Raw genomic sequence first — 14,968 nt, 5'->3', positions numbered from 1 at the left:
AGCCCAATCCCGACAAAAACCGTGCGACACCTGCGCCCGGATGCTCGATAACGCTCAGCGATCCAGAACCTCGGCCTGTTCAAGATACACCTCGGCCACGGCCCGCAGGCGCGCCGGGTTGTCGCTTTCCGAGGCCAGGTGAACCTCTTCCAGAACCACGGGCAGGGCGCCGAGTTCCTCGTTGATTTTGGCCAGCGCGGTTTCCAGCGTATAGGTGAACTGGTGGATTTCCTCCATGTCCGCCACGCTCAGCGTCTCGCGCGCCAGAACCTCCTGCACCTTGTTATTATAGGTCACGAAATTCTCGACAGCTTCGGCCAGAGTTTCCGAGGGCAGCGCCTCGTAATGCGACACGCCTTCTTCGGCCTTGGCCTGTGTCAGACAGCCCAGCACGATGGCCATGGCGGTGGTCAGAATCTTGACGGAGTGTTTCATCGTTCGTCCTTGTTTATCCGTGTTGCTGGCTGCCGTTCACATCATCCGGGCCGGATCAGTCATCCGCCCACATGCGCGTCAGGTTGCTTTTTGCCTTGAAAACCCGGTCAAACGCCGGGGTTTTTCCCTGATCTTCAAAAATCGCGCGCGCCGCGACGTCCAGATCGTGCAGCACCTCACGCCGGGCCGCATCGCGCACCCAGCTCGTGACCCAGCCCACCACGGCCATGCGTTCGCCGCGCGTCACGGATTCGACCCGGTGCAGCGCCGAGGTGGGGTAAACCACCACATCGCCCGCATTCAGCCGGATCACCCGTTCCTCGATGGGATCGTCAATAACCAGCCCGCCGCCGTCATACTCATCCGCATCGCTCAGCGGCAGGGTAAAGGACAGGTCCGTGCGCTGCCCTTTCATGATCGGATCATCCACATGCAGCCCGTATTCCATGCCGGGGCCATAGCGCGACAGCAACAGCCGGGCAAAGTTGCGCGGACGCGCGACCGAGGTGAACAGTTCGTTCGCCATCAGCTTGCCGCGCACGGTATCCAGCACGGCCTCCAGTTCGTCTGACGGGCAGGCCTGCAGGTTCGATTTCACGTCGCGCGCATAGCGCCCGGCGGTGGCCTTGCCGTCCTCGAAAGACAAATCGCTTGCAGCCTCGCGCAACGCGGCCAGTTCGTGCCGGTCCAGAACGTTCCCGATCACCATGATCATCGGTGTTATTTCAACCTCGCCGCAGCCAGTTCCATACGGGCCGCCGCACCGTAAAGCACACCGGAATCGAGGCTGAAATCGCCCTGCCCCTGCAAATCGCCGAACACCTCGTCCGTGGCGGCGACATAGCCCTTGAGCTTGTCCGCAACGCCCGCAACTGTCGCATCGCCCGATGCGGTCAGCGCATCCACCTCGTCGGCAACGACCTGCATGAAACCCCAGCTGTCCTGATATTCGTGCAGGTTGGTGATCGAACCGTCTTCGGTCGCGACGGTGTATTCGTCCCCGGCAATCCGGGTCAGCGCGATCAGCCCCATGATCTGCTTTTTCGGAGCCGATGCGCCGCGCATCTCGTCGATCATCACCTGGATCAGATCGAACTGCGCCGCGAGCTCGGCGGTGTCTTTCCCGGCCTCGGCGGCATCCGCCAGAGCGATGATCTGCGCCTTCAACTCGCCCCGCCCCTCGGCCTGAACGCGTTCGGCCACGGCATCGTATTTTTCCTTGATGGGGTGGCCCATATGGGTCTTGGCTGCTTCGAGATCACCCGCGCGATACAGCGCAAGCCCCGCGCGCAAATGGCCTTCGATGAACGACAGGTCACGCAGAAAACGCACATCGGGGTCCAGCACGGCGGCACCGCCTTCGCCTTCACCCTCGCCTTCTCCTTCGCCCTCACCTGCGGCCTTCTGGTGCCAGCCCGGTGTATCGGTCGTCAGCGGCGTCACTGCTGCGGCATGCACCGCCGACCCGGCCATGGCCGCAGCCATCGCGCCAAGCGTCAGGTTGCGCCGAACGATCACGACCCGGCGTGGTTTGTCAGTGTCTTCTGCCATAATGGTCCTCGTGCTGAATGAGCTTCAAAAGGGTCGCCCCTGCGTTCGGCTGAGCCCGCCCTGCATTCCTGATATATTTTATCAGTTAAAGTCAATGCGACGTCACGACACCCTGCCGACACGGGGCAAGCCATTGACCTTTCGATCAAATTTACCTCAACTTTCTGGAAATAAACGACTTTAGAAGCACCACCGAAGGTGACGCTACGGCATATCACCTTTACTTGCGCCCAGAATCGCGACAGTTTCACGACATGCTCAGGGTCTGGCAGGCGCATTTGCCGCCGGCCCCTTACCTAACAGGGAGTGATCCAATGAAAACACTACGCAATCTCGCAACCGCCGCCGCGATCGTGCTGGGCACGACCGTCATGGCCCCGGCGCAGACGCTGAACTTCGCGTATGACGCCGACCCGGTCTCGCTCGACCCGCATGAACAGCTGTCGGGCGGTACGCTGCAACTGTCGCACATGGTCTTTGATCCGCTGATCCGCTGGAACAAGGAACTGGACTTTGATCCCCGCCTTGCCGCCAGTTGGGAACGGGTGGACGACACCACCATGCGCTTCAAGCTGCGCGAAGGCGTCACGTTCCACTCGGGCAACCCGATGACCGCCGAAGACGTGGTCTGGACCATCGAACGCCTGAAAACCTCGCCCGACTTCAAGGGCATCTTCGCAAGCTGGGTGTCGGCGACCGCGGTCGACGACACCACCGTCGAAATCAAGACAGACGGCCCCAGCCCGCTGGTTCTGCACACCGCCACCTATGTCTTCCCGATGGACAAGGATTTCTACGAGGACGGCGGCGCCGAGATCACCAAGCACGGCGACAGCTTTGCCAGCCAGAACGTGTCGGGCACCGGCCCCTTCATCGTAGCCGAGCGCGAACAGGGCGTGAAAGTCGTGTTCGAGCGGAACGCCGATTACTGGGATGCCGACAGCCCCGGCAATGTGCAAACCGCAATCCTGACCCCGATCAAGGAAGCACCGACGCGTGTCGCCGCCCTTCTGTCGGGCGACGTGGATTTCATCGCACCGGTTCCGCCCACCGATCTGGAGCGGATCGAAAACGATGACAACACCAAGCTGGTGACCATGACCGGCACGCGAATCATCACGCTTCAGCTGAACCAGGAGCGCAACGAAGCCCTGGCCGATCCCAAGGTGCGCCTGGCGATGGCCTATGCGATCAACAACGAAGGCATCGTTCAGAAGATCATGAAGGGCTTCGGCACCGTCGCGGCACAGCAATCGCCCGAGGGCTATGTCGGCCATAACCCGAACCTCACCCCACGCTTCGACGTCGCCAAGGCGCAGGCCCTGATGGAAGAGGCCGGATATGCCGACGGGTTCTCGGCCACGATGATGTGCCCCAACAACCGCTACGTGAATGATTTCAAGATCTGCGAAGCGGCTGCGGCGATGCTGGCCAAGATCAACGTCAAGATCGACCTGACCACCATGCCCAAGGCACAATACTGGCCCAAGTTCGACGAGCGCGCCGCCGATATCCTGATGCTCGGCTGGCATGCGGATACCGAGGATTCGGCCAACTTCAACGAGTTCCTGACCATGACCCCGAACACCGACACCGGCCGCGGTCAGTACAACTCGGGCAACTACTCGAACGCCGAAGTGGACGAACTGACCGTCGCCTCGCTGACGGAAACCGACGCGGCAAAACGCGCCGAGCAACTCCAGCGGGTCGAGGAAATCCTCTATAACGAGGCCGCGTTCATCCCCCTCCACTGGCAGGACCTGGCCTGGGGCGCACGCACGGGCGTGATGATCGAAGACGTCGTGAACGTCATGAACTTCCCCTATCTGGGCGATCTGGTGATCGAGGAATAATCAGCCAAAAGCACGGGCCGGCAAGTTGTCGGCCCGTCTCTAAAATACGCACCGTGTCCCGGCCTCAGACCGGGGCGCGGGCCACGGAGACCTTCCGAAGCTAATGCATATCATCGCCTTTCTCATTCGCCGCGCCATTCAGGCCGTGATCGTGATGTTCGTCATCTCGATCATCGGGTTTTCCATTCAGGACAATCTCGGCGATCCGCTGCGCGAACTGGTGGGCCAGTCCGTCAGCGAACAGGAACGCGAGGCCCTTCGCGACAACCTCGGGCTCAACGATCCGTTCTTCGTGCAATACACCCGCTTTCTGGGCAACGCCCTGCAAGGCGATCTCGGCACGTCCTATTTCTTCAAGCGCCCGGCGCTTTCGGTGATCCTCGACAAGTTCCCCGCCACGTTCGAGCTGGTCCTCGGCGCGGTGTTCATCTTTGTGTCGCTGTCGATCCCCGCCGGCATATACTGTGCGATCAACCGCGAATCCTGGCTCGCGCGCATCATCATGACCGGCTCGATCGTCGGCATTTCGGTGCCCGTCTTCCTGACCGCCATCGCGATGGTGTGGCTGTTTGGCGTCGAACTGGGCTGGCTGCCCGCCTTCGGGCGTGGCGATACCTATGAACTGCCCTGGGGCTGGGATACCGGCTTCCTCACATGGGACGGGATCACCCACCTGATCCTGCCGTCGGTCACCCTCAGCTCGATCATGCTGCCGCTGTTCATCCGCCTGATCCGCGCCGAGATGATGGAGGCCATGGGCACCGACTATGTCCGTTTCGCCCGCGCCAAGGGCCTGCCCACGCGCCGCGTGCGCTATGTCCATGCCTTCCGCAACACGCTCTTGCCGGTGGTCACCGTGGGCGGGCTGATGATCGGCACGCTGATCGCCTACACCATCCTGACCGAAACCGTGTTCCAGTGGCCCGGCATGGGCTTTCTGTTTCTCGAGGCGGTCAACCGCGTCGATACACCTCTGATCATCGCCTACATCATCATCGTCGGACTGATCTTCGTGGTGGTGAACACGATCGTCGATTTTGTCTACACACTCATCAATCCGATGGTGAAACTGCCGGGGGCGAAAGGCTGACATGATATCGCTCAAGGGATTCATCAAACGCTTCCTGTCCGATCCGGTCGCCATCGGGGCGGGGATCGTTCTTCTGGTTCTGGTGCTGATGGCGCTGTTCGCGCCGCTGATCGCTCCGCAAAACCCCTATGACCTGATGCAGCTCGACATCATGGACAGCGAACTGCCCCCGTCCTGGCAACCGGGCGGCGACGAGCGCTTCTGGCTGGGCACCGACGCGCAGGGGCGCGGGGTTCTTTCCACCATCATGTACGGCACCGGCATTTCACTGCTGATCGGCATCGGCGCGGTGGTGGTGCAAGGCGTGCTCGGCGTCTCTCTGGGCCTGATCGCCGGATACAAAGGCGGTTGGGTCGACAGTTTCCTGATGCGGCTGGCCGATATCCAGTTGTCGCTGTCCACCCTGATGATGGCCATTATCGCGCTGGCGCTGTTCCAGGCGGCCTTTGACGCCAATGTTTATGCCGATTACGCGATCATCATGCTGATCCTCGTGATCGGCATCGCCGAATGGCCGAAATTCGCGCGCACCGTGCGCTCTTCGGTTCTGGGCGAGAAGAAAAAAGAATATGTCGATGCCGCCCGCGTCATCGGCCTGCCCGCGCGCAAGATCATGTGGGGCCATATCCTGCCCAATACGCTGACGCCGGTGCTGGTGATCTCGACCCTCCAGGTGGCCGAGGCGATCATGATCGAGGCTTCGCTGTCCTTCCTCGGCCTTGGCATGCCGGTGGACCGCCCCTCGCTCGGCTCGCTGATCCGCTCGGGGTTCGAGTTCATCTTTTCCGGCTCGTGGTGGATCACCTTCTACCCGGCCATCGTGCTGGTGGCGCTGATCCTCGCGCTGAACCTGCTGGGCGACTGGCTGCGCGATGTGCTCAATCCGAAACTGCGGCGGGGGGACGACTGATGGCCATGCTCGAAGTACGCGACCTGCATGTCGCCTTTCCCAAAGGCAAGAAAACCGAGGTCGAGGCCCTGCGCGGTGTCGACCTGACGCTGGAAAAGGGCGAACGCCTCGGCGTCGTCGGCGAATCCGGCGCCGGGAAATCCATGCTGGCCTTCGCCATCCTCAACCTGATCGCCGAACCCGGCCGCGTCAGCCGGGGCTCGGTCACATTCCATGGCGAAAACCTGCTGGACCTCAGCGAACGCGACATTCGCGGCATCCGGGGCAACCGGATTTCGATGATCTTTCAGGACCCGATGGTCACGCTGAACCCGGTGCTGACCATCGGCACGCAGATGATGGAAACCCTGCGCGCCCATCGCCGAATTTCCGACGCCGAGGCCCGCAAGCTATGTATCGAAGGCCTGAAACAGGTCGCCATCCCCTCGGCCGAATCGCGCATGGAGGCCTATCCGCACGAACTCTCGGGCGGTTTGCGTCAGCGCGTGGTCATCGCCATCGCCCTGCTGACCGATCCCGAACTGATCATCGCGGACGAACCCACCACCGCGCTCGACGTGACCATTCAGGCCGAGATCATGGCCCTGATCCTGAAACTCTGCCGCGAAAACGACGTGGCGCTGATCCTGATCACCCACGATCTGGGCGTCGTGGCCGAAGTGACCGAAAAGCTGATGATCATGTATGCGGGCAAATGCGTCGAAACCGGCCCCACACGACAGATCATCGACGCACCCACGCATCCCTACACCTCCGGCCTGCTCAAGGCGCTGCCGCAGAATGCCGGGCGCGGGACGCGGCTTTATCAGATTCCCGGCTCCATGCCGCCGATCACCGCCCTGCCCACGGGCTGCGCCTATCACCCGCGCTGCGAGCGTGCCACCGAACGCTGCAAGGCCGAAATCCCGCAGCTTGACGGCAGGGTCGCCTGCTTCCACCCCCTCAATACAGCCGAGGAGGTCCAATGACCGGCCCGATCGTCGAAACCAAGGGGCTCGAAGTCCGCTTTCCGTTGCCGACCCACTTTCTGAGCCGCGAAAAGCCGATGCTGCACGCGCTCAACGGCGTGGACGTGGCCATTCAGCCGGGCGAAAGCTTCTGCGTGGTGGGCGAATCGGGCTGTGGCAAGACCACCCTCGGGCGCGCCATCATGGGCCTGCTCGAGCCCTCGGCAGGCGAGATCTATTTCAAGGGCCAGCGCATCGACGGCATGGACGAGACCACGCGCAAACCCATCCGCCGCGACATGCAGATGGTGTTCCAGAATCCCTACGCCTCGCTCAATCCGCGCCGCAACGTGTTCGAGACACTGGCCGAACCGATCCGTCACCTGATGCCCGAGAAATCGACCTCCGAAGTCCGCCAGCAGGTCGAGGACGTACTGGCCGCCACCGGCTGCGATCCGTCCTGGCAGCGCCGCCTTCCGCACGAGTTTTCCGGCGGCCAGCGTCAGCGCATCGCCATCGCCCGCGCGCTGGTGACCAACCCGGCCTTCATCGTCGCGGATGAGCCGATCTCGGCGCTCGATGTCTCGATCCAGGCGCAGATCCTGAACCTTCTGACCGATCTCCAGGCCGAGCGCGGGCTGACCTATCTGTTCATCACCCACGACCTGAGCGTCGTGGAACATTTCGGCAGCCGTGTCGCGGTGATGTATCTGGGCGCGATGATGGAACTGGCCGAGGCCGAAACCATCTTCGAGACCCCCAAGCATCCCTATACCCGCCTCCTGCTCGATGCGATCCCCAAGCTCGAAGGCGGCTCCTTCGACAAGCCGCGCACGCCGGGCGAACTGCCCGATCCGGTCAATCCGCCGCCCGGCTGCCCCTTCGCCCCGCGCTGCCCCATGGCCGAGGCGCGCTGCCGCTCCGAACGCCCGAAACTGCGCACACTGGACAACGGCACACAGGCCGCCTGCCACTTCGCCGAGTAAGGCGGACCACCCGGCCCGCCTGCTTCATCTTTCGAAAAAATACTCCGGGGGAGTCGCCGCGTGCGGCGACGGGGGCAGCGCCCCCGCCCTCTCTCCGGTTCAGTCCTCGGCCTCGTCCGCCGATGACGCATTCAGCAGGCCATACCGCTCCGCGCCAAGCGTCTCGTGCAGCTCGATCTGCGTCTCGAGGAAGTCGATATGCCCTTCCTCATCGGCGATCAGCTCTTCGAACAGGTTTTTCGACACGTAATCGTTCACGCTGTCGCAATGCTGACGCGCCTCGATATACAGATTGCGCGCCTCGTGCTCGGCGGCCAGATCGGCCTCCAGCGTTTCGCGCAGGGTTTCCCCGATGCGCAACGGGTCCAGCTTTTGCAGGTTGGGATGCCCGCCCAGAAAGATGATCCGCTCGATCAGCTTGTCGGCGTGATGCATCTCCTCGATGCTTTCCTCGCGGCTCTTGCTGGCAATCTTGCCATAGCCCCAATCCTCTTGCAGGCGGTAATGCAGCCAATACTGGCTGACCGCCGTCAGTTCACTTCGCAGCGCCTTGTTGAGATACTCGATAACCTTCTCGTCGCCCTTCATGATCGTCTCCCTGTGTCACGGCACGGCGCAGGCCGCGCAATTGCATCGGTACTTCAAAACTGTCACATTCGCGCAGCGTGTCAATGAAATGCGGCAGGCACCCTCCGCAATCCGCCTTTTTGCCGAGTGCGCGATACACTTTTCCCGGTGTGATCAGAACCTGCGGGTCCGCCGCGCGCATCCAGTCCACCGCGCGGCGAATGTCGCTGTCCCGGATCGACATGCAGTGACAAACGATCATGCCTTTTCCTTGCCTCCTTGATTAATGCCGGGTCACGCTGGCCGGTTCGGGAAACGCCCGCTCCTGCCGCAACCCCGCCTGATACAGGTATAGTCCGGCCTGCCGGGCCGCCTCGGTCATCGGCAACAATAACGGCCCGTCCACCAGCAGGGATGCGATCAGCATCGCGTCTTCACGCTCCCCCATGGCGGCGACCATGACGAAATGCGCGAAAATCGCCTCGTCCGAGCCAACGCACGAGCAGCGCGCCCCATGGCGGATCATCGGCCTGCGGCCATGGCGCAGCACGATGGTCATCACATCGCCCAGGGCCCGCAAACAGGCCCGCGCCTTGACCGGACCAAGGGCCGGGGTCAGCAGGGCCATCACGGCCTCCGGGCCATCGCTCCAGCCGCGCAGGCACCGCACCACCAGCGCCTCGGCTCCGGGCAGACGGTCCATGGCGGCCACCGGAAAGGCCCCCACCATTTCGCGATCGTGTTTCATTTCGTCAGGATCAGCTTGCCGGCGCGGGTGATGCGCAACGTGTAAATCTTGCCATCCAGCACGATGCTGGCCGTTGTCCCGCCCTTGGTCAGGTCGCGGGCGTCATGGCAGGTGGGATCGGGCAGCAACTCGGGTTGCGCCGAGGTCTGAGCACGGATCATCGGCCCACCTCCACACGATCCAGCAATGCCTCAAGCCAGTAATCGCTGGTAACGCCCCCCTGAAAGGCGGTCGCCATGATTTCCTTGCGCCATTGCGCGCGTTCAGCCGCACTTTCGCGTGGCGGCGGTGAATGGAAAGAATCGAAAAGAACCATGCCAATGCTCCATGTCTCTGGACAGATAAGGGTGCCGGCTGGCCCGGAAGGGGTGGCTGGGCGAGTCAAAGCTGACAAAATTACTCAGCATTGTCAATTCCGATTCTTTTACTAAGACTTATGGGCGGCAGATTTCCCCTTCGCAACCCCATCCTTGTCTGGCCATGCCGGGCCGCTCTGCCCTATACTGAAGCGAATGGAACCCGGCCCAACAGCAGAAAGGCCAGCATGACCCTTCACACGCGGAGGCAGATGCCGATCACCTTGCGAATGCGCAGCAAGACCGAGCTGCGCACACAATTCGCGGCGTTGTGCTATCGCATCCGCAAGGACAAGCCCGAGATCCTGCTGGTCACCACGCGCAACTCGGGCCGATGGATCATCCCCAAAGGCTGGCCGATGACCGGCAAAACCCCCGGCGAATGCGCCCTGATCGAAGCCTGGGAAGAGGCCGGCGTTCAGGGGAAACACTCCGACCAGTGTATCGGCATGTTTTCCTACACCAAGCTCACCGATCCCGATCAGCCCCTGCCCTGTATCGGGCTGGTGTTCCCGGTCCGGGTCAAATCGCTGGCCAAATCCTATCCCGAGATCGGGCAGCGCAATCGGAAATGGCTGCGCCCGAAAAAGGCCGCCACCCGTGTCGCTGAACCGGAACTGGCTGAAATCCTGCGACATTTCGATCCCCGGCACCTCACGCGCAAATGAAGGCCTCCATCTTGACGTTCACGGTTAAGGACATAATTTCGGACGATATATTTCTGGTACACGCATGATTCAGTTTTCCCTCAAATGTGACCGGGGTCATCGCTTCGACAGCTGGTTCCAGTCCTCTGCCGCCTTCGAGAAACTACAGGCCGCGGGAATGATTTCCTGCGCGGTCTGCGGTTCGACGCAGGTCGAAAAAGGCATCATGGCCCCGCGCGTGGCCGACAGCCGCTCGAAGGCGGACAAGGCGGAGCAGCCTCCCGAACAGGATCGCCCGCTCAGTGCCCCGGCCAATCCCGCCGAGCAGGCTCTGGCCGAAATGCGCAAGCAGATCGAAAAGAACTCCGAATATGTCGGCACCAACTTCGCCAGAGAGGCCCGTCGCATGCACAGCGGCGAGTCGCCCGAACGCTCGATTCACGGCGAAGCCAAACCCGACGAGGCTCGCAAGCTGATCGAGGACGGCGTGCCCATCACCCCGCTGCCGTTCATGCCGGGCCGCAAATCCAACTGAGTCCCGAAAGGATACCGCCCATGCATATCGTGATCACCGGAGCCAATCGCGGCATCGGACAGGCCCTTCTGACACGCTATCGCGCGGCGGGCCATGACGTGACCGGCACCTCCCGCAGCACCGATGGCGACCTGGCCGCGCTCGATGTCACCGACCCCGGCAGTGTGGCCGCCTTTGCCCGGCAGCTTGACGGGCGGGCCGTCGATCTTCTGATCTGCAATGCCGGCGTTTATGCCGACAAGGGCCAGAGCCTGTCCGATGGCTACCCGGCGCAGATATGGGCCGATACCTTTGCCACCAACGTGACCGGCGTGTTCCTGACCATTCAGGCGCTGCTGCCCAATCTCAGGGCCGCGCCCGGCGCCAGGGTGGCGATCATCTCCAGTCAGATGGCCAGCGACGAACGCGCACCGGGCGGCAGCTATATCTACCGCGCCTCCAAGGCGGCGGCGCTGAATCTGGGGCGCAACCTGTCGGTCGACCTGAAACCCGACGGCATCGCCGTGGGCATCTATCACCCCGGCTGGGTGCGCACGGATATGGGCGGGGACGCGGCCGATATCACGGCGGACGAGGCCGCCGGTGGCCTGATCGAACGCTTCGATGCGCTCGGCCCCGCCACCACGGGCTGTTTCCAGACATGGGACGGGCACGATCACCCGTTTTGATCTGCACCGCACGAAACCGCATGCCAGGACGGCTGAGCCGCATTGTCGCTCTTGCCCTCGCCCGCAACCCCGCGTAAACCGCCTGCGATTGCTGACAGGGACGCAGATATGCCCGTTCTCGTGATGAAATTCGGCGGCACCTCCGTCGCCACGCCTGACCGCATCCGCCGTGCCGCCAAACGCGTGGGCGTCGAGGTGGCCAGGGGCTATGACGTCATCGTCATCGTCTCGGCCATGTCCGGCGAGACCAACAAGCTGGTGGGGTACGTCAGCGAAACCTCGCCGCTTTACGATGCGCGCGAATACGACGCCATCGTCAGCTCGGGCGAAAACGTCACCGCGGGGCTGATGGCGCTGACCCTTCAGGAAATGGACGTACCGGCGCGCAGCTGGCAGGGCTGGCAGGTGCCGGTGAAAACCACCTCGACCCATTCCGCCGCCCGGATCGAGGAAATTCCCACCGACAACATCAACGCCAAGTTCGGCGAAGGCATGCGCGTCGCTGTCGTGGCGGGCTTTCAGGGCATCAGCCCCGAAGGCCGGATCACCACGCTCGGCCGGGGCGGTTCGGACACCACTGCCGTCGCCTTTGCCGCCGCCTTCGCTGCCGAACGCTGCGACATCTACACCGATGTGGACGGCGTCTATACCACCGATCCGCGCATTTCCGGCAAGGCGCGCAAGCTGGACCGCATCGCGTTCGAGGAAATGCTGGAACTGGCCTCGCTCGGGGCCAAGGTGCTGCAAACCCGTTCTGTGGAACTGGCCATGCGCTATAATGTCAAACTGCGCGTGCTCAGCAGTTTCGAGGAACAGTCAGACGACGCAGGCACGCTGGTCTGCGCCGAGGAGGAAATCATGGAATCAAATGTCGTCAGCGGCATCGCCTATTCGCGCGACGAGGCGAAGATGACCCTCATCTCGGTCGCCGACCGCCCCGGGATCGCCGCCGCCATCTTCGGCCCGCTGTCCGATGCGGGCGTCAACGTGGACATGATCGTGCAGAACATCTCGGAAGAGGGCCGCACCGACATGACCTTTTCCTGCCCCACCGATCAGGTGCTGCGCGCCGAAAAGGCCCTTGCGGACGCCAAAGCGCGCGGCGACATCAACTATCACGATCTGGTCGCCGACACCAATGTGGCCAAGGTCTCTGCCGTGGGCATCGGCATGCGCAGCCAGTCGGGCGTCGCCGCCAAGATGTTCAAGACGCTCAGCGATGAAGGTGTGAACATCAAGGTCATTGCAACTTCCGAGATTAAAATTTCCGTCCTGATCGACCGGAAATACATGGAACTTGCCGTTCAGGCACTGCATGATGCCTTCGAATTGGACAAAGCGGCCTGAACGCGGCACTTTTTGCCGGACCGAATAAGGGGCCAGACACACCGCAACGCCCCAGGGACGGCACATTGCAATGACGCAGGACTTCGAGACCGACAGCCGCCAGATGCTGGGCCGCCTTCGCGCCGTCATGGCCGAAGACGCCGCCGGCCAGCAGCGGCTGGACAAAATCACGACGCTGATCGCCGAGGAAATGCGCACCGAGGTGTGCTCGATCTACCTGTTTCGCGATGAAGACACGCTGGAACTCTGCGCCACCGAGGGCCTGAATCCCGGCGCAGTCCACGAAACCCGCATGAAACTGGGCGAAGGCCTTGTGGGCCGGGTGGCCCGCACCGGCAAGATTATCAACACCGATGACGCCCCCGGCACGCGCGGCTTCCGTTACATGCCCGAAACCGGGGAAGAGGCCTATTCGGCCTTTCTCGGGGTGCCGATCCAGCGGCTTGGCGAAATGCTGGGCGTTCTGGTAGTGCAATCCAAGGACGCCCGCTCCTATTCCGACGACGAGATATATGCCCTCGAAGTCGTCGCCATGGTCATCGCCGAAATGGCCGAACTGGGGGCCTTCGTCGGCGAAGGCGCGGCCATGTCCGCCCGTCACCAGCAACCCGTGCTGTTTCGCGGCACCGGCGGGCAGGAAGGCGCGGCGCAGGGCCATGTCTGGCTGCACGAACCGCGCGTCGTGGTCACCAACCCCATTGCCGACGATCCGCATCGCGAACTGGAACGCCTGCGCGAATCCGTGGACGAACTGCGCATCGGCGTGGACCGGATGCTGTCGAACGCGGCAAGCGGCGACAAGGATCAGTTGCAGGTTCTCGAAGCCTACCGCATGTTCGCCAACTCCAAGGGCTGGCTGCGCCGGATGGAAGAAGACATCAGCCGCGGCCTTTCCGCCGAGGCCGCCGTCGAAAAGGAACAATCCACCGCACGCGCCCGCATGGGGCAGGTCAGCGATGCCTACCTGCGCGACCGCCTGCACGATCTCGACGATCTCAGCAACCGGCTGCTGCGCATCCTGACCGGACAGGGCACCCTGACCGGCGCCGACATGCCCGCCGACCCGATCCTGATCGCGCGCAATATCGGGCCCGCCGAATTGCTCGATTATGGCCGCGCGCTCAAGGGCATCGTGCTCGAGGAAGGCTCGGTCGGCAGCCATGCCGCCATTGTCGCCCGCGCGCTGGCCATTCCGCTGGTTATCCACGCCTCGCGGATCACCACCGAGGCGCTCAACGGCGATCATATCCTTGTCGATGGCGATCAGGGCGCGGTGCACCTGCGCCCCGACGATACCGTGGTCAGCGCCTTTCGTGACAAGATGGCGATGCAGGCGCAGGCGCAGGAACGCTATGCCTCGATCCGCGACAAACCCGCCGAAACCCTCTGCGGTCAGCGCATCACGCTCAAGATGAACGCCGGCCTGATGGCCGACCTGCCCAGCCTCAAAAGCTCGGGGGCCGAAGGCGTGGGCCTGTTCCGCACGGAATTGCAGTTCCTGATCCGCAATCACATGCCCAAGCGCGCCGAACTGAGCGAGCTTTACGCCCGCGTCATGGACGCCGCCGGGGACATGCGCGTGGTGTTCCGCACGCTCGACATCGGTTCGGACAAAGTTCTGCCCTACATGAAGGCCGTGGACGAGCCCAACCCCGCCCTTGGCTGGCGCGCGGTGCGTGTGGGCCTGGATAAACCCGGCGTCATGCGTATGCAGCTTCAGGCGCTGATCCGCGCCGCGGCGGGCCGGTCGCTGACCATCATGTTCCCCTTCGTCGCGCAGCGCGAGGAATTCACCGCCGCCCGCGCCGAGATGGACAAGGCGCTCGAACGCGAACGCATCCTCGGCCACCCGCTGCCCGAAAGCCTTGAAGTGGGCGCCATGCTGGAAACGCCGTCGCTGGCCTTCGCCCCGGACAGTTTTTATCGCGAGGTCGATTTCCTCTCGATTGGCGGCAACGACCTGAAACAGTTTTTCTTCGCCGCCGACCGTGAGAACGAACTGGTGCGCCGCCGCTATGACACGCTGAATGTCAGCTTCCTGAACTTCCTTGAAAATATCGTGCAACGCTGTGCGGTCACCGACACCCGGCTCAGCTTCTGTGGCGAGGATGCGGGCCGCCCGATCGAAGCCGCCTGCCTGGCGGCCATCGGAATTCGCTCCCTGTCGATGCGCCCCGCCTCGATCGGGCCGGTGAAATCCATCCTGCGCCGCACCGACCTGACCGAATTGCGCACCGTCATCGACGACGCCAGCGCGCGCGGCGACCAGTCCGTGCGCCCGGCGGTGATGGAGTACCTGCGCGGCAAGCTGTAACTTCGGAACCGGCC

Annotated in this window: 18 protein-coding genes; 10 read left to right on the top strand and 8 right to left on the bottom strand. The window is 62.9% G+C overall.

Annotation, left to right across the window (positions count from 1 at the left end):
• Window positions 1-54: 54 nt before the first annotated feature.
• The 3 genes from BUB53_RS10675 to BUB53_RS10665 are packed head-to-tail and all read right to left on the bottom strand — an operon-like array spanning window position 55 to window position 1,986.
• Entirely contained in the window at window positions 55-435 is a 381-nt protein-coding gene (locus BUB53_RS10675; protein WP_073034755.1) for a DUF6746 family protein, read from the bottom strand.
• A gap of 55 nt (window positions 436-490) precedes the next feature.
• Window positions 491-1,150, bottom strand: a complete 660-nt coding sequence (locus BUB53_RS10670; protein WP_073034754.1) for a Fe2+-dependent dioxygenase — start codon at window positions 1,148-1,150, stop codon at window positions 491-493.
• Between the two features lie 5 nt (window positions 1,151-1,155).
• Entirely contained in the window at window positions 1,156-1,986 is an 831-nt protein-coding gene (locus BUB53_RS10665; protein ID WP_073034753.1) for a hypothetical protein, read from the bottom strand.
• A 314-nt stretch (window positions 1,987-2,300) separates the two neighbouring features.
• Here BUB53_RS10665 and BUB53_RS10660 point away from each other — a divergent pair, with 314 nt between their 5' ends.
• The 5 genes from BUB53_RS10660 (at window position 2,301) to BUB53_RS10640 (ending at window position 7,772) form a co-directional block, all read left to right on the top strand.
• Window positions 2,301-3,839 (top strand): ABC transporter substrate-binding protein, encoded by a 1,539-nt coding sequence (locus BUB53_RS10660; protein WP_073034752.1) that lies wholly within the window; start codon window positions 2,301-2,303, stop codon window positions 3,837-3,839.
• Window positions 3,840-3,942: 103 nt separating this feature from the next.
• Window positions 3,943-4,929 (top strand): ABC transporter permease, encoded by a 987-nt coding sequence (locus BUB53_RS10655; RefSeq protein WP_073034751.1) that lies wholly within the window; start codon window positions 3,943-3,945, stop codon window positions 4,927-4,929.
• Window position 4,930: 1 nt separating this feature from the next.
• Window positions 4,931-5,839: an ABC transporter permease gene (locus BUB53_RS10650; protein WP_073034750.1), complete on the top strand. Its 909-nt coding sequence runs from the start codon at window positions 4,931-4,933 to the stop codon at window positions 5,837-5,839.
• Entirely contained in the window at window positions 5,839-6,807 is a 969-nt protein-coding gene (locus BUB53_RS10645) for an ABC transporter ATP-binding protein (protein ID WP_073034749.1), read from the top strand. Before BUB53_RS10650 ends, BUB53_RS10645 begins: the two co-directional genes overlap by 1 nt.
• Window positions 6,804-7,772: an ABC transporter ATP-binding protein gene (locus tag BUB53_RS10640; protein WP_073034748.1), complete on the top strand. Its 969-nt coding sequence runs from the start codon at window positions 6,804-6,806 to the stop codon at window positions 7,770-7,772. Before BUB53_RS10645 ends, BUB53_RS10640 begins: the two co-directional genes overlap by 4 nt.
• Before the next feature lie 99 nt (window positions 7,773-7,871).
• Here the strand turns inward: BUB53_RS10640 and bfr are convergent, their stop codons facing one another.
• Genes bfr through BUB53_RS22755 form a run of 5 tightly spaced genes read right to left on the bottom strand, consistent with a single transcriptional unit; the run spans window position 7,872 to window position 9,403 of the window.
• Window positions 7,872-8,360 (bottom strand): bacterioferritin, encoded by a 489-nt coding sequence (gene bfr, locus BUB53_RS10635; protein ID WP_073034747.1) that lies wholly within the window; start codon window positions 8,358-8,360, stop codon window positions 7,872-7,874.
• Window positions 8,308-8,601: a (2Fe-2S)-binding protein gene (locus BUB53_RS10630; protein ID WP_073034746.1), complete on the bottom strand. Its 294-nt coding sequence runs from the start codon at window positions 8,599-8,601 to the stop codon at window positions 8,308-8,310. Before BUB53_RS10630 ends, bfr begins: the two co-directional genes overlap by 53 nt.
• 21 nt (window positions 8,602-8,622) lie before the next feature.
• Window positions 8,623-9,087: a hypothetical protein gene (locus tag BUB53_RS10625; RefSeq protein ID WP_073034745.1), complete on the bottom strand. Its 465-nt coding sequence runs from the start codon at window positions 9,085-9,087 to the stop codon at window positions 8,623-8,625.
• On the bottom strand, window positions 9,084-9,248 hold the full coding sequence (gene hemP / locus BUB53_RS10620; protein WP_073034744.1) for a hemin uptake protein HemP: 165 nt from the start codon (window positions 9,246-9,248) through the stop codon (window positions 9,084-9,086). Before hemP ends, BUB53_RS10625 begins: the two co-directional genes overlap by 4 nt.
• Entirely contained in the window at window positions 9,245-9,403 is a 159-nt protein-coding gene (locus BUB53_RS22755) for a hypothetical protein (protein ID WP_159437812.1), read from the bottom strand. The genes hemP and BUB53_RS22755 overlap by 4 nt, the downstream gene beginning before the upstream one ends.
• 228 nt (window positions 9,404-9,631) lie before the next feature.
• Here BUB53_RS22755 and BUB53_RS10615 point away from each other — a divergent pair, with 228 nt between their 5' ends.
• The 5 genes from BUB53_RS10615 to ptsP all read left to right on the top strand — a co-directional run bounded on the left by BUB53_RS10615 (window position 9,632) and on the right by ptsP (window position 14,954).
• Window positions 9,632-10,111 carry an NUDIX hydrolase gene (locus BUB53_RS10615; protein ID WP_073034743.1) on the top strand — a complete coding sequence of 160 codons (480 nt, stop codon included), beginning with the start codon at window positions 9,632-9,634 and terminating at the stop codon, window positions 10,109-10,111.
• A gap of 64 nt (window positions 10,112-10,175) precedes the next feature.
• Window positions 10,176-10,625 (top strand): DUF1178 family protein, encoded by a 450-nt coding sequence (locus tag BUB53_RS10610; RefSeq protein ID WP_073034742.1) that lies wholly within the window; start codon window positions 10,176-10,178, stop codon window positions 10,623-10,625.
• A gap of 20 nt (window positions 10,626-10,645) precedes the next feature.
• Window positions 10,646-11,293, top strand: coding sequence for an SDR family oxidoreductase (locus BUB53_RS10605; RefSeq protein ID WP_073034741.1), 648 nt, complete (start codon window positions 10,646-10,648; stop codon window positions 11,291-11,293).
• A 108-nt stretch (window positions 11,294-11,401) separates the two neighbouring features.
• Complete coding sequence (locus tag BUB53_RS10600) at window positions 11,402-12,640, top strand: aspartate kinase (protein WP_073034740.1); 1,239 nt, start codon at window positions 11,402-11,404, stop codon at window positions 12,638-12,640.
• 70 nt (window positions 12,641-12,710) lie between these two features.
• On the top strand, window positions 12,711-14,954 hold the full coding sequence (ptsP, locus tag BUB53_RS10595; RefSeq protein ID WP_073034739.1) for a phosphoenolpyruvate--protein phosphotransferase: 2,244 nt from the start codon (window positions 12,711-12,713) through the stop codon (window positions 14,952-14,954).
• Window positions 14,955-14,968: the final 14 nt, after the last annotated feature.

Origin of the sequence: Roseovarius pacificus, assembly GCF_900142665.1 — a bacterium.
In the GTDB taxonomy this organism is placed as follows: Bacteria; Pseudomonadota; Alphaproteobacteria; order Rhodobacterales; family Rhodobacteraceae; genus Roseovarius; species Roseovarius pacificus.
This window is presented reverse-complemented; position numbering and strand designations above follow the sequence as displayed.